The organism is Thauera sp. 63 (genome assembly GCF_000310165.2).
Classification (GTDB): domain Bacteria; phylum Pseudomonadota; class Gammaproteobacteria; order Burkholderiales; family Rhodocyclaceae; genus Thauera; species Thauera humireducens.
In genome coordinates this window covers 1-20,741 of record NZ_AMXC01000031.1, presented here as the reverse complement: position 1 = coordinate 20,741, position 20,741 = coordinate 1, and the positions used below count along the sequence as shown (strand labels likewise).

20 protein-coding genes and 1 other RNA gene are annotated in these 20,741 nt (G+C 66.9%); 2 read left to right on the top strand and 19 right to left on the bottom strand.

Going from position 1 to position 20,741, the window contains the following annotated elements:
• Positions 1 to 38: 38 nt before the first annotated feature.
• From ftsZ to rsmI, 19 genes are all read right to left on the bottom strand, one after another.
• Entirely contained in the window at positions 39 to 1,187 is a 1,149-nt protein-coding gene (gene ftsZ, locus C664_RS17015; RefSeq protein WP_004264787.1) for a cell division protein FtsZ, read from the bottom strand.
• Positions 1,188 to 1,328: 141 nt separating this feature from the next.
• Positions 1,329 to 2,558 (bottom strand): cell division protein FtsA, encoded by a 1,230-nt coding sequence (ftsA, locus tag C664_RS17010; RefSeq protein WP_004264786.1) that lies wholly within the window; start codon positions 2,556 to 2,558, stop codon positions 1,329 to 1,331.
• Positions 2,555 to 3,415, bottom strand: coding sequence for a cell division protein FtsQ/DivIB (locus C664_RS17005; RefSeq protein ID WP_004264785.1), 861 nt, complete (start codon positions 3,413 to 3,415; stop codon positions 2,555 to 2,557). The genes ftsA and C664_RS17005 overlap by 4 nt, the downstream gene beginning before the upstream one ends.
• Positions 3,408 to 4,322 (bottom strand): D-alanine--D-alanine ligase, encoded by a 915-nt coding sequence (locus C664_RS17000; protein WP_004264779.1) that lies wholly within the window; start codon positions 4,320 to 4,322, stop codon positions 3,408 to 3,410. Before C664_RS17000 ends, C664_RS17005 begins: the two co-directional genes overlap by 8 nt.
• The gene (gene murC, locus C664_RS16995; RefSeq protein ID WP_004264778.1) at positions 4,319 to 5,734 is read right to left on the bottom strand and encodes a UDP-N-acetylmuramate--L-alanine ligase; all 1,416 of its coding nucleotides are present in this window, start codon (positions 5,732 to 5,734) and stop codon (positions 4,319 to 4,321) included. The genes C664_RS17000 and murC overlap by 4 nt, the downstream gene beginning before the upstream one ends.
• Positions 5,731 to 6,801 (bottom strand): undecaprenyldiphospho-muramoylpentapeptide beta-N-acetylglucosaminyltransferase, encoded by a 1,071-nt coding sequence (gene murG, locus C664_RS16990; protein ID WP_004264776.1) that lies wholly within the window; start codon positions 6,799 to 6,801, stop codon positions 5,731 to 5,733. The genes murC and murG overlap by 4 nt, the downstream gene beginning before the upstream one ends.
• Positions 6,798 to 8,027 carry a putative lipid II flippase FtsW gene (ftsW, locus tag C664_RS16985; RefSeq protein ID WP_004264774.1) on the bottom strand — a complete coding sequence of 410 codons (1,230 nt, stop codon included), beginning with the start codon at positions 8,025 to 8,027 and terminating at the stop codon, positions 6,798 to 6,800. Before ftsW ends, murG begins: the two co-directional genes overlap by 4 nt.
• Positions 8,024 to 9,424 (bottom strand): UDP-N-acetylmuramoyl-L-alanine--D-glutamate ligase, encoded by a 1,401-nt coding sequence (murD, locus tag C664_RS16980; RefSeq protein WP_038012223.1) that lies wholly within the window; start codon positions 9,422 to 9,424, stop codon positions 8,024 to 8,026. Before murD ends, ftsW begins: the two co-directional genes overlap by 4 nt.
• Positions 9,421 to 10,509: a phospho-N-acetylmuramoyl-pentapeptide-transferase gene (gene mraY / locus C664_RS16975; RefSeq protein ID WP_004264772.1), complete on the bottom strand. Its 1,089-nt coding sequence runs from the start codon at positions 10,507 to 10,509 to the stop codon at positions 9,421 to 9,423. Before mraY ends, murD begins: the two co-directional genes overlap by 4 nt.
• Before the next feature lies 1 nt (position 10,510).
• A complete protein-coding gene (locus tag C664_RS16970; RefSeq protein ID WP_004264770.1) occupies positions 10,511 to 11,923 on the bottom strand; it encodes a UDP-N-acetylmuramoyl-tripeptide--D-alanyl-D-alanine ligase in 1,413 nt (470 codons plus the stop codon).
• A complete protein-coding gene (locus C664_RS16965; protein ID WP_004264767.1) occupies positions 11,920 to 13,419 on the bottom strand; it encodes a UDP-N-acetylmuramoyl-L-alanyl-D-glutamate--2,6-diaminopimelate ligase in 1,500 nt (499 codons plus the stop codon). Before C664_RS16965 ends, C664_RS16970 begins: the two co-directional genes overlap by 4 nt.
• The gene (locus tag C664_RS16960; RefSeq protein ID WP_004264765.1) at positions 13,420 to 15,192 is read right to left on the bottom strand and encodes a peptidoglycan D,D-transpeptidase FtsI family protein; all 1,773 of its coding nucleotides are present in this window, start codon (positions 15,190 to 15,192) and stop codon (positions 13,420 to 13,422) included. It lies immediately after the preceding gene.
• Positions 15,189 to 15,455, bottom strand: coding sequence for a cell division protein FtsL (gene ftsL, locus C664_RS16955; protein ID WP_038012231.1), 267 nt, complete (start codon positions 15,453 to 15,455; stop codon positions 15,189 to 15,191). Before ftsL ends, C664_RS16960 begins: the two co-directional genes overlap by 4 nt.
• Positions 15,455 to 16,393 carry a 16S rRNA (cytosine(1402)-N(4))-methyltransferase RsmH gene (gene rsmH / locus C664_RS16950; RefSeq protein ID WP_004264761.1) on the bottom strand — a complete coding sequence of 313 codons (939 nt, stop codon included), beginning with the start codon at positions 16,391 to 16,393 and terminating at the stop codon, positions 15,455 to 15,457. Before rsmH ends, ftsL begins: the two co-directional genes overlap by 1 nt.
• Complete coding sequence (gene mraZ / locus C664_RS16945; RefSeq protein ID WP_004264758.1) at positions 16,390 to 16,833, bottom strand: division/cell wall cluster transcriptional repressor MraZ; 444 nt, start codon at positions 16,831 to 16,833, stop codon at positions 16,390 to 16,392. The genes rsmH and mraZ overlap by 4 nt, the downstream gene beginning before the upstream one ends.
• A 385-nt stretch (positions 16,834 to 17,218) precedes the next feature.
• Positions 17,219 to 17,600: RNase P RNA component class A (rnpB, locus tag C664_RS17075), an RNA gene on the bottom strand.
• 25 nt (positions 17,601 to 17,625) lie between these two features.
• Positions 17,626 to 18,063 (bottom strand): hypothetical protein, encoded by a 438-nt coding sequence (locus C664_RS16940; RefSeq protein WP_004264757.1) that lies wholly within the window; start codon positions 18,061 to 18,063, stop codon positions 17,626 to 17,628.
• Between the two features lie 10 nt (positions 18,064 to 18,073).
• A complete protein-coding gene (gene pyrC, locus C664_RS16935) occupies positions 18,074 to 19,108 on the bottom strand; it encodes a dihydroorotase (RefSeq protein ID WP_004264755.1) in 1,035 nt (344 codons plus the stop codon).
• Positions 19,109 to 19,157: 49 nt separating this feature from the next.
• Complete coding sequence (rsmI, locus tag C664_RS16930) at positions 19,158 to 20,033, bottom strand: 16S rRNA (cytidine(1402)-2'-O)-methyltransferase (RefSeq protein WP_048708365.1); 876 nt, start codon at positions 20,031 to 20,033, stop codon at positions 19,158 to 19,160.
• 43 nt (positions 20,034 to 20,076) lie between these two features.
• On the opposite strand from rsmI, the gene C664_RS16925 reads away from it, so the two are divergent.
• Positions 20,077 to 20,508 carry a YraN family protein gene (locus tag C664_RS16925; RefSeq protein WP_004264752.1) on the top strand — a complete coding sequence of 144 codons (432 nt, stop codon included), beginning with the start codon at positions 20,077 to 20,079 and terminating at the stop codon, positions 20,506 to 20,508.
• Between the two features lie 44 nt (positions 20,509 to 20,552).
• On the top strand, positions 20,553 to 20,741 hold a 189-nt coding region (locus C664_RS16920), incomplete at its 3' end, for an SIS domain-containing protein (RefSeq protein WP_004264750.1).

Below are 20,741 nucleotides of genomic sequence, written 5' to 3'. Positions count from 1 at the left end.
AGGCGGTCACGCGCAAAGTGCGCGCAACCGTTTTCCGGTCAGTCGGCCTGGCGGCGGAGGAAGGCGGGGATGTCGTAGGTGCCGACGCCGCTGGTGCTCATCGCTTCGACCGTGGTGCGACGGCCACTGCGCATCACGGCCGGCACGTCGAGGTTGGTCATGTCGACGGCACCGCCACCGCTCATGGCCGGACCATAGGTACCGGTACCCTGGACCACCTGCATGACCGGCTGGCGGGCTGCGCGCGGCGCACCCAGGCCGGTGGCGACCACCGTGATGCGGATGCGGTCTTCCATGCTTTCGTCGAACACGGTGCCGTACTTGACGAAGGCTTCCGGCGCGGCAAAGGCCTGCACGGTCTTCACGGCATCGCGCACTTCGGACATCTTCAGCGACTTGCTGGCTGTGATGTTGATCAGCACGCAGCGCGCACCCGACAGTTCGGTCCCTTCGAGCAGCGGCGAGACGGCAGCCTGCTCGGCCGCGATGCGGGCGCGGTCCATGCCGGCGGCTTCGGCCGAACCCATCATCGCGCGGCCCATCTCGGCCATCGCGGTGCGCACGTCCTGGAAGTCGACGTTGACCAGGCCGGGCACGTTGATGATCTCGGCGATGCCGCCGACGGCCGAACGCAGCACGTTGTCGGCGGAACGGAAGCATTCCTCGAAGCCGGCATCGTCACCATAGACGTCGAGCAGCTTGTCGTTGAGCACGACGATCAGCGAATCGACGTGACGGGTGAGCTCTTCGACACCGCTCTCGGCGACGCGGATGCGGTTCTCGAAGTCGAAGGGCTTGGTCACCACGGCGACGGTCAGGATGCCCATCTCCTTGGCGATCTCGGCCACGACCGGTGCAGCACCCGTGCCGGTACCGCCACCCATGCCGCCCGTGATGAACACCATGTGCGCGCCTTCCAGCGCCGCAGCGATCTCATCGCGCGACTCCTGGGCCGCGGCGCGACCGGCTTCGGGCTTGGAGCCCGCACCTAGTCCGGTGCCGCCCAGCTGCACCTTGTGCGACGCCAGGCAGCGGTTCAGCGCCTGCGCATCGGTGTTGGCGGAGATGAAATGAACGCCTTTCACCCCTTCGCGGATCATGTGGTCGACGGCGTTGCCGCCGGCACCCCCGACACCGATCACCTTGATGATCGTACCGGACGGCTCTTTCTCAACGATTTCAAACATTTGCCTCGCCTCCTGAATTAACGGCCCTGCTCAACAACGAATGCCGCCCAGCCTGCATCTAGTAACAGCCGCGAATTTTAATACTAAATACGGGCCGGGAAATCGGCTTTTATACAAAATGACTGGACTCCTGGCGCCCGGTCAGAAATTTCGTTCGAACCACGACTTCATGCGTCCGAAGAACTGCTTCACGGTGCGCGTATCACGCGCCTGCTGACCGCGCCGGCGTTGCGCTGCACCTTCCATCACGAGCCCCATCGAGGTGGCGTAGCGCGGCTGGCACACGACATCGGCGAGCCCCCCGTCGTACAGCGGGCCGCCCACACGCACGGGCATGTGGAACACGTCCTCGCCCAGCTCGGCCATGCCGCGCATCACCGACGAACCGCCGGTGAGCACGATGCCCGACGACAGCAGCTCCTCGTAACCGGAACGGCGCAGCTCGGCCTGCACCAGTTCGAACAGCTCGGACACGCGCGGCTCGATCACGTCGGCCAGCGCCTGGCGCGACAGCTTGCGCGGCGGGCGATCACCCACGCCGGGCACTTCGATCATTTCTTCGGGGTCGGCCATCTGATGCATGGCGACGCCGTGGCGGATCTTGATTTCCTCGGCCTCGGTCGTCGGCGTGCGCAGCGCCATCGCGATGTCGTTGGTGATCTGGTCGCCGGCCACCGGGATGACGGCGGTGTGACGGATCGCGCCCTGGGTGAACACCGCGATGTCGGTCGTGCCGCCGCCGATATCCACCATGCACACCCCCAGTTCCTTCTCGTCTTCGGTGAGCACCGCATGGCTGGACGCCAGCGGCTGCAGGCTCAGGTCCATGACCTCGAGCCCGCAGCGGCGCACGCACTTGATGACGTTCTGCGCGGCGGACACGGCGCCGGTGACGATGTGCACCTTGACCTCGAGGCGCACGCCGCTCATCCCGATCGGCTCACGCACGCCACCCTGCCCATCGATGATGAATTCCTGGGTCAGGATGTGCAGGATCTGCTGCTCGGCGGGGATCGGCATCGCGCGCGCGACCTCGATCACGCGCTCGACATCCATCGGCGTGACCTCCTTCTCCTTGATCGCGACCGTGCCGCTGGAGTTGAAGCTCTTGATGTGGCTGCCGGCGATGCCGGTGTAGACGTCGTGGATCTTGCAGTCGGCCATCAGCTCGACTTCCTGCACGACACGCGAGATCGCGTCCACCGTGGCTTCGATGTTCACCACCACGCCGCGCTTGAGGCCGTTGGTCGGCTGCGTGCCGAGGCCGACGACGTTGAGCCGGCCGTCCGGGCGCACCTCGGCGACCATGCAGGTCACCTTGGCCGTGCCGATGTCGAGGCCGACGATCAGATCCTTGTATTCCTTGCTCATTGCTTGCCCTTCCTGGCGCCTTGCGAGGCGGCGTGCAGCAGCACCGTGCCGTCGGCCGGTGTCAGCGCAAAACCGCTCGGGTAGCGCAGGTCTGCGACCTTGATGTCGATGTCGATCTGTTCCCGCACGCGCGGCCAGGCCGCGATGAAACGCTTGAGCCTGTCGGCGAGCGCGGACCTGTCCTGCTCACGGCCAAGCATGATCACCAGGCCGTTGTCGAGTTTGAGCTGCCATGCCTGCCGCGCGGACAGGGCCAGTCCGACCAGACGCACGCCGAGCGGCTGCAGCAGGTCGGAAAATTCGGCATGACGCGCCAGCAGCCAGCCAGCGCTGCCCTGCGGGCCGTCGAACTGCGGCATGTCGGCGTCGCTGGCGGCGACGAAGACCTCGCCCTGCGCATTCACCAGCCGTGCATCGCCGCTTTCCGAAACCGTCCAGTAGGCCACCGCCTGGTGCTCTTCCAGACGCAGCTCGATGGCGTCGGGCCAGCGCCGGCGGACCTCCGCCTTGCGCACCCAGGGCAGCTTCTCGAAGGTCGCCTTCACCGACTCCAGGTCGACGGTGAAGAACGTGCCGTCGATGGCCGTGCGGGCCGCGTACTCGAGCTGCTCTTCAGTGACCTTGGCGGGCGGCGTCAGCACCACGATCTCGCGCAACGGGAACAGCGGGCGCGACACGAACCAGATCACCAGCGCCCAGCCCAGACCGATGGCGGCGAGCAGCGTGAGCAGATCCGAGATCAGGTTCAGCAGCGCGGGCCGGTGCCACAGCCCCGTCTCCGCACGCGGCGCGCGCGCAGCCACCCGTTCCGGACGACCGGAACGGATTGCGGCGGGGCGCACGCTCACCTCAGCCAAGGCGGGCTCCTTCGAGGATCTTCAGGCACAGGGCCTCGAACTCGAGACCAGCCACACGTGCCGACATCGGCACCAGCGAATGGCTGGTCATGCCGGGCGAGGTGTTCATCTCGAGCAGATAGGGGCGGCCGTCCGCGGTGAGGATCAGGTCCGCACGCCCCCAGCCACGGCAGCCCAGCACGCGAGCCGACTTCATGATCAGCGCCTGGAGTTCGGCCTCGAGCGCGGCAGGCAGGCCGCAGGGGCAGTCGTAGCGAGTGTCGTCGGTAAAGTACTTGTGCTGGTAATCGTAGTTGCCGTCGGGCGCCACGATGCGCACCAGGGGCAGCGCCTGGTCTTCGAGGAAGGGTGCGGTCAGCTCCTCGCCGGCGACGAATTCCTCGGCGATGACCAGGCTGTCGTAGCGGGCGGCGAGCTCCCAGGCGGCACGCAGCTGGCCGGCCTCGGTGACCTTGGTCGCCCCCATGCTCGAGCCTTCATGCACGGGCTTGACGAAGATCGGCAGCCCCAGCTCGGCGACCACCGCATGCCAGTCGGAGTCGGCCTCGAGGATGGCGTAACGCGGCGTGGGCAGCCCGCTGGCCAGCCACACCATCTTCGTCCGCCACTTGTCCATCGACAGGGCCGAGGCCATCACGCCGCTGCCGGTGTAGGGGATGCCCATCAGTTCCAGCGCGCCCTGCACCGTACCGTCCTCGCCGCCGCGACCATGCAGCGCGATGAAGGCACGATCGAAGCCCTCTTCCTTGAGGATGTGCAGGTCCCGTTCGGCCGGGTCGAAAGCATGCGCATCCACACCGGCGCCCTGCAGCGCAGCAAGCACCGCCTGGCCAGACATCAACGACACCTCGCGCTCGGCGGAGGAACCGCCGAACAGCACTGCAACCTTGCCAAACCGCGCTTTCACAACATTTCCTCGATCGGTGCGAGCTTGCCCGGCACGGCGCCGATGCTGCCCGCTCCCATGGTGATCACCACGTCGCCATCGCGCGCGGCAGACAGAATCATCCTGGGCATGTCGGCGATATCCTCGACGAACACCGGCTCGACATTGCCGGCAACGCGGATGGCGCGCGCCAGCGAGCGCCCATCGGCAGCAACGACCGGCGTTTCGCCCGCCGCATAGACTTCGGCCAGCAGCAGCGCATCGACGGACGACAGCACCTTGACGAAGTCCTCGAAGCAGTCCCGCGTGCGCGTGTAGCGGTGCGGCTGGAATGCCAGCACCAGACGCCGTCCGGGGAAGGCGCCGCGCGCGGCGGCGATCGTCGCCGCCATCTCCACCGGATGGTGGCCGTAGTCGTCGACGAGCGTGAAGCTGCCCGCCTCGTCACCGTCCTGGTCAATCAGATGCACTTCGCCATAGCGCTGGAAGCGCCGGCCCACGCCACGAAAATCCGCCAGCGCCTTGATGATGGCCTCGTCGGACACCTGCACCTCGGTCGCCACCGCGATGGCGGCGAGCGCGTTCAGCACGTTGTGCAGGCCCGGCAGGTTGAGTTCGATCGGCAGGCGCGTCGTCGTGCCATTGACCCGCACGCAGTCGAACAGCATGCGGCCACCGTCGGCGCGCACGTTCTCGGCACGGATGCTGGCAGTCGGCGACAGGCCGTAGCGCACGATCTGCCTGGAGACCTGCGGCGCGATTTCGCGCACGTTGGCATCGTCCTCGCACAGCACCGCCACGCCGTAGAAGGGCAGGCGCTGCAGGAAATCGACGAAGGCCTGCTTGACCCGCCCGAAGTCGTGGCCGTAGGTGTCCATGTGGTCGGCGTCGATGTTGGTGACGACCGAGATCGTCGGGCTCAACAGCAGGAAGGACGCGTCGGACTCGTCGGCCTCGGCCACCAGGTACTCGCCCTTGCCCAGGCGCGCATTGGCACCCGCGGCATTGAGCCGGCCACCGATCACGAAGGTCGGGTCGATGCCGCCTTCGGCGAGGATGCTGGCCACCAGCGAGGTCGTCGTGGTCTTGCCGTGCGTGCCGGCGATCGCGATGCCCTGCTTGAAGCGCATCAACTCGGCCAGCATCTGCGCGCGCGGCACGATCGGGATATGGCGCTCGCGTGCGGCGACGACTTCGGGGTTGTCGGGTTTCACGGCAGTCGACACGACGAGCACGTCTGCACCGGCAACCTGCGCCGCATCGTGGCCGCGCATCACGCGCGCGCCCATCTTCTGCAGGCGGCGCGTTGCAGCGTTGTCACCGAGATCCGAGCCGCTCACGGCGTAACCCTGGTTAACCAGCACCTCGGCGATGCCGCTCATGCCCGAACCGCCGATACCGACAAAATGGATGTTTCTGACCTTGTGCTTCATATCCTGTCTCCGCCGGCCAGTTCCTCGCAGACGCGGGCCACCTCGGCCGCCGCGAGGGGGCGGGCAAGGGCGCGGGCATGCTCGGCCATCTGCAGCAGGCGCGGGCGGTCGATGCTGGCGAGAATGCCGGCCAGCCGTTCGGCGTTCAGTTCGGTTTGCGGCAGCAGGTAGGCACCGCCCCGCTCGGCAAGGAAGCGCGCATTGCCGGTCTGGTGGTCGTCCACCGCATGCGGGAAGGGCACCAGCAGGCTGGCCACGCCCACCGCTGCCAGCTCGGCGACCGTCAGCGCACCCGCACGACAGATCACCAAGTCGGCCTCGGCATAAGCCGACGCCATGTCGTCGATGAAGGGACGCAGATCACCCTTCACCCGCGCGCGGGCATAGGCGGTACGCAAGCCGTCGATCTGTTTCTCACCCGCCTGATGCACCACCAGCGGCCGCTGCTCGGCCGGCATGCGCCCCAGGGCTGCGGGGACGGCCTCGTTCAACGCCGCAGCGCCCAGGCTGCCGCCGACGACGAGGATCCGCAGCGGCCCTTCCCGGCCAGCGAAACGCTCGGCCGGTGGCGCGACTCCGGCAATCTCCGAACGCACCGGGTTGCCAACCCAGCCGCCGTTATTCAACACGTCGGGGAAACCTGTCAGCACGCGATCGGCGACGCGGGCCAGCACCCGGTTGGCGAGTCCCGCCACCGAGTTCTGCTCATGCAGCACCAACGGCCTGCCAAGCAGCGCCGCCATCATGCCGCCGGGGAAGGTGATGTAGCCGCCCATACCGAGCACGACGTCCGGCCGGGCACGGCGCAACTCGCGCAGCGCCTGCCAGAACCCGGACAACAGGTTGACCGGCAACAGGAGCTTGCGCACCAGCCCCTTGCCGCGCAGCGCACCGAAACGCACCCAGGCGGTGTCGTAGCCACGCCCCGCCACGATGCGCGCCTCCATGCCATCCGGGTTGCCCATCCACACCACGTGCCAGCCCTTCGCCCGCAGCACCTCGGCAACCGCAATGCCGGGGAAGATGTGTCCGCCGGTACCGCCAGCCATCACCATCAGCGTCTTCATGCGCTGCTCCCCCGCTTGAGCTGACGCACTTCCCAGTCGACACGCAGCAGGATCGCAAGCGCAACGCAGTTGGCGACGATGCCTGATCCGCCGAAGCTCATTAGTGGCAGGGTCAGCCCCTTGGTCGGCAGCAGGCCCATGTTGACGCCCATGTTGATGAAGGACTGCACGCCGAACCACAGCCCGATGCCCTGCGCCACGAGCCCGGCGTAGTAGCGCTCGAGCTTGATCGCCTCGCGGCCGATGGCGAAGGCGCGCTGCACGATGACCGCGAAACCGGCGACGACCGCGAGCACGCCGACGAAGCCCAGTTCCTCGGCGATGACCGCGAGCAGGAAGTCGGTATGGGCCTCGGGCAGGTAGAACAGCTTCTCGACGCTGCCGCCGAGGCCGACGCCGAACCACTCGCCACGCCCGAAGGCGATCAGCGCGTGCGACAACTGGTAACCCTTGCCGAAGGCGTCCTTCCACGGGTCCATGAAGCCAAGCACGCGCTCCAGACGATAGGGCGAACTCAGGATCAGGATGATGAAGCCGATCACCGCGGCGATCGCCAGCAGGGCGAAGACGCGGCCATTCACGCCACCGAGGAAGAGCACGCCGAACGCGATGGTGGTGATGACGACGAAGGCACCGAAATCCGGCTCGCGCAGCAGCAGGAAGCCAACGAACAGGATCACCGTCATCATCGGCAGGAAGCCGCGCTTGAAGCTGCTCATCGCATCGAGTTTGCGCACCGTGTAGTCGGCCGCGTACAGCGCGGCGAAGATCTTCATCAGCTCGGACGGCTGCAGGTTGATCGGACCGAGCGACAACCAGCGCTGCGCGCCGTTGACCTCGCGCCCGACGCCCGGAATCAGCACGACGATGAGCAGGACCACGCCAGCGACGAACAGCGCCGGGGCGAGCTGCTGCCACCGCGCCATCGGCAACTGGAAGGCGACGAGGCCAGCACCGAGTCCGACCGCGAGAAAGACCGCGTGCCGCATCACGAAATAATGCGACTGGTAGCCAGTGAAACGACTGCCCTCGGCGATGGCGATCGACGCCGAATACACCATCACCAGGCCCAGCAGCAGCAGGCCCACGGCAGACCAGATCAGGAGCAGGTCGAGTTCGCGCACCGGATTGCCGCCACGCGCGAAACGGTCGTCGACGCGCGAGCCGTTCTCGGTCTTGCGCGCACCGACGCCGAACAGACCCGCGAGGCTGGCTCCGAGCTTCATCGTGCGGACACCTCCGGCAAGCTGCGTACCGCCGCGACGAAGACTTCGGCACGGTGCGCGTAGTTGCGGAACATGTCGAGACTGGCGCACGCGGGCGACAACAGCACCACGTCACCCGCCTGGGCGAGCGCGTTGGCCCGTACGACGGCCCCCTCGAGATCAGCGGCACGTTCGGTTGGCACACCGCAACCCGTCAGTGCCCCTTCGATACGACCGGCGTCGCGTCCGATCAGCATCACCGCGCGCGCCTTGCCGGCCACGACCGGGGCGAGCGGCGAGAAGTCCTGCCCCTTGCCGTCACCGCCCGCGATCAGCACCACGGGCCGGTCGAACCCGGCCAGCGCGGCGACCGTAGCGCCGACGTTGGTCCCTTTCGAATCGTCGTAGAAGCGCACGCCGTCGGCACGCTCGGCAACAAGTTCGACGCGGTGCGGCAAGCCGCGGAAAGCCAGCAGGCCGACAACCAGCGACTTCGGCTCCAGCCCCAGCCCGGCTTCGCACAGCGCCAGCGCGGCAAGTGCATTGGCGGCGTTGTGGCGGCCGGCCAGCGGCAAATCGGACAGCGCCAGCAGGGGCTGCTCGCCGCGGACCAGCCAGTCTCCGCCGCCATGTCTGGCGATGCCGTAGTCACCGGGCCTGCGTGGCGCGTCGGTCCCGAAGCGAATGATGTCGCGCCCCGGACGCGCCATCGCATCCACGCGGACATCCTCGCGATTCAACACTTGCGTACCGCGCCCCTGGAAGATCACCGCCTTGGTCGCGGCGTACTCGTCGAGGCCTGCGTAGCGATCCAGGTGATCGTCGGTGACGTTCAGCACCGTGGCAGCCTCCGCATCGAGGTTCCGCATCGTCTCGATCTGGAAGCTGGACAGTTCGAGTACCCAGCATTGGGGTAAGGCGGCGCCGGCGGCAAGCCGGTCCATCAGCACGTCGAGTGCAGCCGGGCTGATGTTGCCGGCCGCGACGGCGTCGATGCCGGCAGAACGCGCCAGCGCGGCGGCGAGCGCAGTCGTCGTGGTCTTGCCGTTGGTACCGGTGATGGCAAGGATACGGGTCTGCGAGCGCACCCCCAGTTCGTCCAGCGCCTCGGCCAGCAGGCTCATCTCGCCGGTGATCGGCAGACCACGACGGCAGGCCTCGGCAGCGACACCGACGCGCGGGTCGAGACCCGGGCTCAGCGCCACCAGATCGACCCCATCGAGCACCTCGCTGCCGAAACCGCCGGTGACGATCTCCGCCAGCGGCGCATCCTCGCGCAGCGCGTCCAAACCGGGCGGCGCAGTGCGGCTGTCGGCCACGCGCACGCGCGCACCGCGCAGCGCGCACCAGCGAGCCATCGCCAGGCCCGACTCGCCGAGCCCCAGCACGAGGACATGTTTTCCGGTGAGTGCGCTCATCTCAGCTTCAGCGTCGACAGGCCGAACAGCACCAGCATGATGGTGATGATCCAGAAGCGGACCACGACCTGCGTTTCCTTCCAGCCACCCAGCTCGTAGTGGTGGTGCAGCGGCGCCATGCGGAAGATCCGCTTGCCGCCGGTCGCCTTGAAGTACAGCACCTGCACCATCACGGACAGCGTTTCTGCGACGAACAGGCCGCCCATGATGAAGAGCACGATCTCCTGCCGGACGATGACGGCGATGGTGCCGAGCGCGGCGCCGAGCGCAAGCGCGCCGACGTCGCCCATGAAGACCTCCGCCGGGTAGGCGTTGAACCACAGGAAACCGAGGCCGGCGCCGCAGATCGCGCCGCAGAACACCGCGAGCTCGCCCGCTCCGGCAACGTAGGGCACGCCAAGGTACTTCGAGAATCCGACGTGACCAGCGACGTAGGCGAAGATCGCCAGGGCCGCAGCGACCATCACGGTCGGCATGATCGCGAGGCCATCGAGACCGTCGGTGAGGTTCACCGCATGGCTGGTGCCATTGATGACGAAATAGGTCAGCGCGATGAAGCCGAAAATGCCGAGCGGATAGGCGACCGCCTTGAAGAAGGGGACGATGAGTTCGGTTTCGGCCGGCGTATTCGCGGTGAGCCCAAGATAGACGGCCGCGGCGAGGGCGATCGCCGAGGTCCAGAGGTACTTCCAGCGACTCGCCAGGCCCTTCGGGTCGCGGTGCACCACCTTGCGCCAGTCATCCACCCAGCCGACTGCGCCGAAACCGAGCGTGACCAGCAGGGTCACCCACACGTAGTCGTTCTTCAGATCACCCCACAGCAGGATGGTGATGCCGATGGAGATCAGGATCAGCGCGCCCCCCATGGTCGGCGTGCCCGCCTTGGTCAGGTGCGACTTGGGACCGTCGTCGCGCACCGCCTGGCCGATCTTCTTGGCCGCGAGCCAGCGGATGACGCCGGGACCGGCGATGAGCGAGATCGCCAGCGCCGTCAGCGCCGCGAGCACGGTCCTCAGCGTGATGTAGCCGAAGACGTTGAAGCCACGAATGTCCTGGCCGAGCCAGAGTGCAAGTTCCAACAGCATGTTAGGCGCCGCTATCCATTGAAGGGGCGGAATTGTGCATTGCCGCAAGCGCGTCCGCCACCCTTTCCATACGCATGAACCGCGAGCCCTTCACCAGCACGACCGAGTCTGCATCCAGCCTGGGCGCCAGCGCCCGCACCAGCGCCTCGGGCGACGCGAAGTGCTGGGCGCCATCGCCGAAATTTCGCACTGCAACATTCGTCATCTCGCCCAGCGCGAACAGGCCGTCGATCCCCTTGCTCTTGGCGTAGCCGCCGATCTCGTCATGGACTTGTGCGCTGGTTTCGCCCACCTCGCCCATATCGCCGAGCACCAGCCAGGTGTGCCCCGGCATGGACGCAAGCACGTCGATGCCGGCACGCACCGAGTCGGGATTGGCGTTGTACGAGTCGTCGAGGATCACGGCGCCGCCCGGACCGATACGTCGCTGCAGACGGCCCGGCGTACCAAGGAACTCACCAAGACCTTCGGCGACCGCCTCGGACGTCACGCCGGCCGCAAGGCAGGCAGCGGCAGCGCCGACGGCATTGCGCACGTTATGCAGACCCGGCACCTGCAGTGCGAAGTCGATACGCCCCTGGGGAGTATCGAGCTCGACCCGCGAACCGAGGCCGCGAAGGGTACACCGGCCGCTGACGTCGGCGACCTGCTCGATACCGAATGTCACAATCGCACGATCGGCGTTCAAGGCGCGCCAGTACTGGGCATGCGGGTCATCGGCATTGATCACCGCCACGCCGGCACTGCCAAGCCCCGCATAGATCGCGCCCTTCTCGTGCGCGACCTCTTCGAGCGTACCCATGCCTTCAAGATGGGCCCGCTGCGCGTTATTCACGATGGCGACGGTTGGTTGCGCCAGCGCCGTCAGGTAGGCGATCTCGCCCGGATGGTTCATGCCCATCTCGATCACGGCAGCGCGATGGAAGTCGCGCAACTCGAGCAGCGTCAGCGGCAGGCCGATGTCGTTGTTCAGGTTCCCCCGCGTCGCCAGCACCGCCTCGTCGCCAAAGCCGTCCCGCCGCGCCTGCGCGCGCAGGATGGCGGCACACATCTCCTTGACGGTGGTCTTGCCATTGCTGCCGGTCACGCCGACGAGCGGCAGGGCGAAGCGCGAGCGCCAGGCCGCGGCGAGCGCACCAAGCGCGAGACGCGTGTCCTCGACGACCAGTGCGGGCAGCGGCGGCTTGGGGTTCGCGTCGAACCAGCGAACATCCACCAAGGCAGCCGCGGCCCCGGCTCGAGCCGCGACATCCACGAAGTCGTGACCGTCGAAGCGCTCGCCGCGCAGCGCGACGAACAGCTGACCCGGCGCCAGCGCGCGACTGTCGGTACCCACCCCGTCAAAGCGCGTCATGCCGATTGCACGCGCGCCATACTGAGCGAGGGCGCGTGCGGCATCCTGCAGACTCATCATCGTTTCGCCCCTCCCGCATGCCAGGCGCGCAGCGCCACATTCGCCTGCTCCAGGTCCGAGAACGGCAGGCGCTGACCCATCACTTCCTGATACGGCTCATGGCCCTTGCCCGCGATCACCACGACGTCATCCGCCGCCGCCTCCGCGATGGCGATGCGGATCGCCTGTGCGCGATCGACGATGCGCTCGGCCTGCGGGCCTGCGCCTGCTGCCACTGCATCGAGGATCTTCAGCGGATCTTCCGTGCGCGGATTGTCACTGGTGACAATGACGCGGTCGGCAAGACGAGCAGCGACCTCGCCCATCAGCGGACGCTTGCCCGCATCACGGTCGCCGCCGCAGCCAAAGACGCAGCTGAGCCGGCCGCGACGCGAGTGCACGGTCGTACGCAGGGATTCGAGCACCTGCGCCAGCGCGTCCGGCGTATGCGCATAATCGATCACGATCAGCGGCTCGCACACGCCGCCGACCAGTTGCATGCGTCCCTCCGGCGGCGTCATCCGCACCAGAACAGGCGGCAGCTCATCGAACGGCACACCGCGCGCGAGCAGCGCGCCCGCCACGGCCAGCAGGTTCGAGACGTTGAACGGCGCGACCATCCGGACCTGAATTTCGGCAACGCGGTGATCCCACTGCAGCGCAAAGCGCAAGCCCGTCGGCGCAGCCTGCAGCCGGTCGCCGAGCAGCACACGCGCACCCGGCACCGCATCGGCGTTGGCGTGGTACAGGGTGCACGCGATCACGTCCCGCCCCTGCGCCACCAGCCGCCGCGCGAGCATGAGCCCGTAGGGATCGTCGATGTTGATCACGCAGCGCTCCACCCCGGGTAGCGAGAAGAGGCGCGCCTTGGCTTCGCCGTAGGCCTCCATCGAGCCGTGGTAATCGAGGTGGTCGCGGCTCAGGTTGGTGAAGATCGCCACATCGAAGCAGGCGCCATTGACTCGCCCCTGGTCGAGGCCGATGGACGAGACCTCCATCGCCGCCGCCCCTGCCCCGGCCCTGGCGAAGCCGGCGAGCAGGCGATGCAGCTCGAGCGCATCGGGCGTGGTGTTGAGCGAACTCTCCAGTTCGCCCGGGAAACCGTTGCCAAGGGTGCCGACGATACCGCAGCGCACCCCAAGGTCCTGCATGGCGCTCGCCAGCATCTGGCTCACGGTCGTCTTGCCATTGGTGCCCGTCACCCCCACAAGCCAGAGGCGTTCGGACGGGCGACCATAGATCTCGTGCGCGAGATGGCCGGCAAGGTCACGCAGACGCTCGACCGGCAGCGACGGAATGGGCAGCTCCCCTGCGTTGAAGCCATCGCCGCTTTCCCACAGCACGGCGGCCGCGCCACGCTCGACGGCCGACGCCAGGTAGCGCCGGCCGTCGGTGCGAAATCCGGGCCACGCCGCGAACACCTCACCCGGCCCGACACGGCGCGAGTCCGCCGTGATCCCGCAGGGGACCACGCCAGCTGCCTGCAGGCGCGCGAGGATGGGTGCGGCAAGGCTCATTTACATGCTCTCCTGCGCGACGGCCGTGCCCCCCGCGCCCTCGGACTGGCGCCGCGCGAGCTGCAGCGGCGTCAGCGGCGCGTCAGGCGCGACGCCGAGCGAGCGCAGCGAACCTTCCATGATGCGAGAGAACAGCGGCCCGGCCACCGTGCCGGCGTAGTAGCTGCCCGCACTCGGTTCATCGATCATCACGGCGACCACCAGGCGCGGATTGGAGACCGGCGCAAAGCCCACGAAAGATGCGATGTAGCGCTTGGTGTAGCGACCATTCTCGATCTTGAGGGCGGTACCGGTCTTGCCGCCGACGCGATAACCCGCGACCTGCGCCTTGGTCGCCGTACCGCCAGGCTGTGTCACTGACTCCAGCATCGCACGCACCGCATGCGTCGTCTCGGGCGAGAAGATACGACGGCCATTGCTGGGCTCGCCCTCGACACGGGTCAGGGAGAGCGGCACCAGCTCGCCGTCACGCGCAAAGGCGAGATAGGCGCGGGCCATCTGGATCAGGCTCACGGAGATACCGTGACCGTAGGACATCGTCGCCTGCTCGATCGGTCTCCAGGTCTTGGCCGGACGCAGGCGCCCCCCGCTTTCGCCGGGGAAACCCAGGTTCAGCGGCTTGCCGAAACCGAGATCGTCAAACAACTGCCACATCTCGGTCGGGCTGAAATGCTGGGCGAGCTTCACCGTGCCGATGTTGGACGACTTCTGCATCACTTCCGCGACCGTCAACGACCGGGCGTGACGATGCGAATCGGAGATGGTCGCCGTACCGATCGTCATGCGTCCGGCAGAGACGTCGATCAAAGTCGTTGGCGTCGCCTTGCCACGGTCGAGCGCCAGCCCGGCGATGAAAGGCTTCATCACCGAGCCCGGTTCGAAGCTGTCGGTAAACACCCGGTTGCGGAGTTGTTCGCCGGTCAGGTTGCTGCGGTTGTTGGGGTTGAAGGTCGGCGCGTTGGCCAGCGCAAGGATCTCGCCGGTACGCGAGTCGATGACCACCGCCGCACCGGCCTTGGCCTTGTGCTGCTGCATCGTGTCGCGCAGGGCCGACCAGGCGAGGTACTGGATCTTGCCGTCGATCGAAAGCGCGACATCCTCACCTTCGCGGGGCGGGCGCACGGCCTCGACGTCCTCGATGATCTGGCCACGACGATCCTTGATCACCCGTCGCAATCCCGGACGACCTGCGAGCTGCTTCTCGAAGGCAAGCTCGATGCCTTCCTGGCCACGGTCCTCGACGTCGGTGAAGCCCAGGATATGCGCCATCACCTCGCCGCCCGGATAGTAGCGACGGTACTCCTGCTGCTGGTGAATGCCGGGCAGCTTGAGGTCGGCGATGCGCTGTGCCACCTCGGGCGACAGCTGACGCTTCAGATAGACGAAGTCGCGCGGCGTGGCGAGCTTTTCATTGAGCTCACGCACATCCATCTCGAGCATGCGCGCGAGCTCCCGCGCCTGGGCAGGCTCGAGCTTGGCGTCGGACGGCAGCGCCCACACCGAACGCACGGGCGTGCTGACCGCCAGCATGTCGCCGTGGCGATCGGTGATACGACCGCGCGTAGCCGGGATCTCGATCGTTCGCGCATAGCGCGACTCGCCCTTGGCCTGCAGGAAATCCTTATTCACGCCCTGCAGGTACAGGGCGCGCCCGGTCAGCGCCATCGACCCCGCGAGCAGGGCCAGCAACACGAAGCGCGGGCGCCACTGCGGCAACTCGCGCTTGAGCAAGGGGTTGTGATTGAAGGTGACCGTACGTTGATTCTTTTTCATGATTGCGGCTCCACCAACATGACCTGCCCCTGCACAGGCGGACGCATGCCCAGCCTTTCGCGCGCCAGCTTCTCGACCCGGGCGTGTGCCGCCCAGGTGCTTTGCTCGAGCTGCAGCTGCCCCCACTCGACCTCAAGCCCATGGGCACGCGACTGCTCGCGTTCGAACTCAGCGTAGAGCTTGCGTGCCTGATGCTGGGACGAGACCACCCCGAGCGCGCTCGCTACCACCAGCGCCACCAGCACCGCGTCGGCCCGGATCATCATGCGGACGCCTCCGTGCGCTCGGCGACGCGCATCACCGCACTGCGCGAACGCGGATTGGCCGCGACCTCAGCCCCGCTCGGGCGCACAGCCTTGCCGACCAGGCGCAGGCGCGGCGGCGGCAGGTCGGCGGCACGAATCGGCAGGCGCGCCGGAAGCACCGGCGGGCGCGACTCGTCACGCATGAAGCGCTTGACGATACGGTCTTCGAGGGAATGGAAGCTGATCACCGCCAGACGCCCGCCCGGCACCAGCCGCGCGACGCAGGCAGGCAGCACGCGCGTCAGCTCCTCGAGCTCTTGATTAATGAAAATCCGTAGAGCCTGGAAGGTGCGTGTCGCCGGGTGCTGCCCCGGCTCGCGTGTCCTGACCGCTTTTTCCACGATCGCGGCAAGTTGTCCAGTGGTTGCAACAGCCCCCCCTGCCCGAGCAGCTGCAATCGCCTTTGCAATCGCATAAGCAAACCGTTCCTCGCCATAATCCCTGATTACCTCCGTGATCTGACCGACGGTTGCCTCCGCCAGCCATTCCGCCACGGTTTGCCCGCGGCTCGTGTCCATCCGCATGTCCAGCGGCGCATCGAAGCGAAAACTCATGCCACGCGACGCATCGTCAAGCTGCGGTGACGACACCCCGAGATCCAGCAACACGCCATCCACCCGCGCCACACCAAGCGCATCAAGCTGAGCATCGAGATCGCCAAAGGCCGAATGCACCAGCGTCAGCCGCGCATCACCAAGCGCCTGCCCGGCTGCGATTGCCACCGGATCGCGATCGAAGGCGATCAGCCGCCCCTGCGGCCCAAGCCGCTCGAGTACCGCGCGACTATGCCCGCCACGCCCGAAGGTGCCGTCCACATAGACGCCGTCAGCGCGAATCGCGAGCGCATCGACCGCCTCGTTCAGCAGGACGGTGATATGTGCCTGAGGCGCACTCACAGCGCCAGGCTCTCGAAGCCGGGCGGCAACCCGGTATTCATCAGGGCCAGCATGGCTTCCTGCTGCTTCTGCCAGCCCTCATCGGACCAGAGCTCGAAGTGACTGCCCTGCCCCACCAGCCAGACCTGCTTGTCGAGCTTCGCGAACTGGCGCAGCGACGAAGCCACCAGGACACGGCCTGAAGCGTCGAGCGCTTCCTCCTGGGCAAAACCCACGAGAAGGCGCTTCAGCATGGCGGAGGTCGGATCAAGCCCCGGCGCCGCGAGCACCTTGTCGCGGATCGGAACCCAGGCGGGAACGGGGTAAACAAGCAGGCAGCCGTGAGGATGGGCGGTCAGCACCACTTGGCCGCTCTCGACGGCCAAGGCATCGCGATGCCGCGCGGGGATCGCGAGACGACCCTTGGCATCGAGATTGAGCGCTGCGGCTCCCTGGAACATCGTCCCCCCTGACGGCACGGGGCAGCGTCGAAACGACACTTTCCCCCACTTTTTTCCACTTGGACCCACTTTAGTGGAAAGGCCGTACCCGGTCAAGCTGACAAAACCGGAATCTCGTTGTTACACAATGACTTATGCGAACCCGGGAAATGTTCAATAAACCCTGAAAAATCAAGGCCAATAGCGAATGGACATGTGAAACCGGTCGAACTTGGGCGGGATCGACGTAAAGGTGGGGCGAAGTGGGAAAAATACTGGCTGCGACGCGGCGCGCCGGATGCGCGCACGCCCCTTGCAGGCGTACGTCGCTGTTGAGCCGAGGCGCCGCACGACGCGACGCGCATGCGCGCCCGTATGCGGAGGCCTTGCGGCTCAAAAATGGAAGTGGGGAAGTTCGCCGATAAGCCGGGTTCTGTCGAACATCGCCGGCAAGCCGGCGACATCGGGCAGTCATTCCTCTGGGCGCCCCGTTACCGTGGCGCTCTAGCAGCCTACCCGGGAGCGACGCGAGCCACGCCAATGCTCCCCTATTTGGCCTTGCCCCGGATGGGGTTTGCCGTGCCAGTCCTGTTGCCAGTCCTGCGGTGAGCTCTTACCTCACCGTTTCACCCTTGCCTGATCCCGTTTGCACGGGCCATCGGCGGTCTGCTCTCTGTTGCACTTTCCGTCGCCTCACGGCGCCCGGCCGTTAGCCGGCATCCTGCTCTGCGGGGCCCGGACTTTCCTCCACGCACGACGAGGTGCGCAGCGACTGCCTGGCGAACTTCCCGCGTCGGATTATACGCGTTCGGCTCAGCCGCCGTCGGCTGGCGCCGCAACAAAAGTCGGCGCCCCCTCTTTCAGTACGAAACTGCCGACCAGGCGACCGGGGGGCTGACCCGAGGCGTTATCCCAATCCTGCACTCGACACTGCTCCGTGCTGGCGAGATACCAGCGGTTGCCTTGATGCAGCGCCCACAGCCGGTCGCCAGCCTCATACACGCGCATCTCGACCAGCGTCGTCGAGCCTGGGTGAATCGACACCCGCTTCTGGCAGTGCGGCAGACGCGAAGCGATCAGCGACTGCTTGAGTTCATCATCCCAGAAGAACTTCTGCTCGCGCACCAGCACGAGCGCATGCTGGCTGCCCTCGACCATGTAGGCCGTCGCGCTGTTCTCGCAGGCGGACAACAGCGGCAGCAGGGCAAGCGCAAGGACAATCCGACGGATACGGCTGACGTGGCCGATCATGCCCCTCTCCTCAGGCGACCAGTTTCCAGGACACACTCTCACCGGCACGCAGCGGCACCAGCGGATCGCTACCCAGGTAGGGATAGCTCGCCGGCACGGACCACGACTCCTTGCGCAGGGTGATCGAGTCCGGGTTGGGTGCAAGGCCATAGAACGCCGGACCGTTCAGGCTCGCAAAGGCTTCGAGCTTCTCAAGCGCACCCGCCGCCTCGAACACCTCGGCGTAGAGCTCGATGCCAGCATGGGCGGTGTAGCAGCCCGCGCAGCCACAGGCATTCTCCTTCGTGCTGCGTGCATGCGGCGCCGAGTCCGTGCCGAGGAAGAAGCGCGTATTACCCGAGGTGACGGCCGCCACCAGCGCCTCACGATGCGTCTCGCGCTTGAGCACCGGCAGGCAGTAATGATGCGGACGGATACCGCCCTGGAAGATGGCATTCCGGTTCAGCAACAGATGGTGCGCGGTCACCGTGGCCGCCACATGCGCACCGGCCGCGCGTACGAACTGCGCGGCTTCGGACGTCGTGATGTGCTCGAAGACCACCTTGAGCCCTGGAAAGCGCCGCACCAGCGGTGACAGCGTGCGCTCGATGAAGACCCGCTCGCGGTCGAAGACGTCGACATCCGCACCGGTCGCCTCTCCGTGCACGCACAACACCAGCCCGAGCTTCTCCATGCGCTCGAGCACCGGATAGATCTTGTCGATGGCCGTGACGCCGGCGTCAGAGTTGGTCGTGGCGCCCGCGGGGTAAAGCTTCGCGGCCACGATGCGGCCCGACTGGACCGCACGATCGATCTCGTCAGGCGGCAGGTTGTCGGTGAGATAAAGACTCATCAGCGGATCGAAACGCGTCCCCGGCACGGCCGCAAGAATGCGTTCGCGATAGGCCAGCGCCTGCGCGGTGGTCGTCACCGGCGGCTTCAGGTTCGGCATGATCAGCGCACGCCCGAAACGAGCTGCGGTATGCGGTACCACGGAGGCTAGCGCCGCATCGTCGCGGACGTGGAGATGCCAGTCGTCGGGACGGACAAGGGTGATCGTTTGCATGGTGCTTATCCTTGGACCAAGGCCATGATTATAGGCGGTCGGACGCCCTTCAGCGTGGCTCGCGCAATGCCAGCGCACGGGCGTACAACAGGTTCTTCGGCGCGCCGGTGATCTCCGCGGCAAGCTTCGCCGCGCCCTTCACCGGCAAGGCATCCAGCAACAGCGCCAGGACGCGTTCGGCCTCCGCATCGAGCCCCTCCACGTCGGGCGCTCCACCCAGTACGAGCACGAACTCGCCCCGACTGCGGTTGGCGTCGCCGGCGAACCAGGCCGCCGTCTCGCCCAGGGGCATGCGCACGATCTGCTCGTGCAGCTTGGTGATCTCGCGCGCGATCAGCACCTCGCGCTCGCCGCCGAACACCGCAGCCATGTCCGCCACGCACTCGACGATGCGGTGCGGCGCTTCGTAGAACACCATCGCATCCCGTTCGTCGCGCAGGGTCTGCAGCGCCGAGACACGCGCGGCCGATTTCGGTGGCAGGAAGCCGACAAAGCGGAAGCCACCCTCGGCAAAGCCGGATACCGACAGCGCAGCCACCGCTGCACACGGCCCGGGCACGGGCACCACCGGGTAGCCGGCGGCGCGCACCCGCGCCACCAACCTGGCCCCCGGATCGGAGACGGCGGGCGTGCCCGCATCGGTGATCAGCGCCACCTGCTGCCCCGACTCGAGCAATGCGATCAGTCGTCCGGCCGCCTCCTGCTCGTTGTGCTGATGCACCGCCAGCATTCGCGTCGTCACCCCGAAGGCATCGAGCAGGCGCTGGCTATGGCGCGTATCCTCCGCCGCCACGACGTCGACAGCAGCCAGCACGGACAACGCACGCACGCCGATGTCATTCATGTTTCCGAGCGGCGTCGCCACCACATACAATGACGATGTACTTGCCAGCGGATTCTGCAGCAGGGGGATGGATGGAGTCATGTCGTCGGAAGGCACGCCAGGCGGCGCAAGGAGGAAAACAGGAATGGCAGCACGACAACGCGCCACCGGCGCAGCCCGGAGTCCGGGCGGCGACATTGTCGACGCCCGGCCGACCCGCGCGCAAGCGCAGGGGCAACTTGCCGAAGACCTGGCCGCCCGCCACCTCGCCGCCAACGGCTTGCGCCTCATCGCCCGCAACGTGCGCTGCCGCGGCGGCGAGGTCGACCTGATCTGCCTGGACCGCAACTGCGTCGTATTCGTCGAAGTCCGCCTGCGCACCAATGCCCGCTTCGGCGGTGCCGCCGCCAGCATCACCGAAGCCAAGCGCCGGCGTGTGCTGCTCGCCGCCCAGTGGTGGCTCGCCGGCCAGGGGCGCCGCTTCCAGGGCGCCGCATGCCGCTTCGACGCCGTGCTGCTCGACAAGCCGGACGAAGCGCACATCATCTGGTTACGTGCCGCCTTCGATGCCGGATAAGGCTGCATGCTAGACTTTTGCGTCCATCGAATGACGAACGCAAAATGGATCTCATCGAGCGCATTTCCCGACAGTTCCAGGACAACACGCGCACGACGCACGACGCCCTCGAGATGCTCGCCGCCCCGATCGCCGGCGCCATCGAGGTCATGACGTCGAGCCTGCTCGACAATGGCAAGATCCTCGTCTGCGGCGGCAGCGGCTCGTCCGGCGACGCCCGCCGTTTCGCAGCG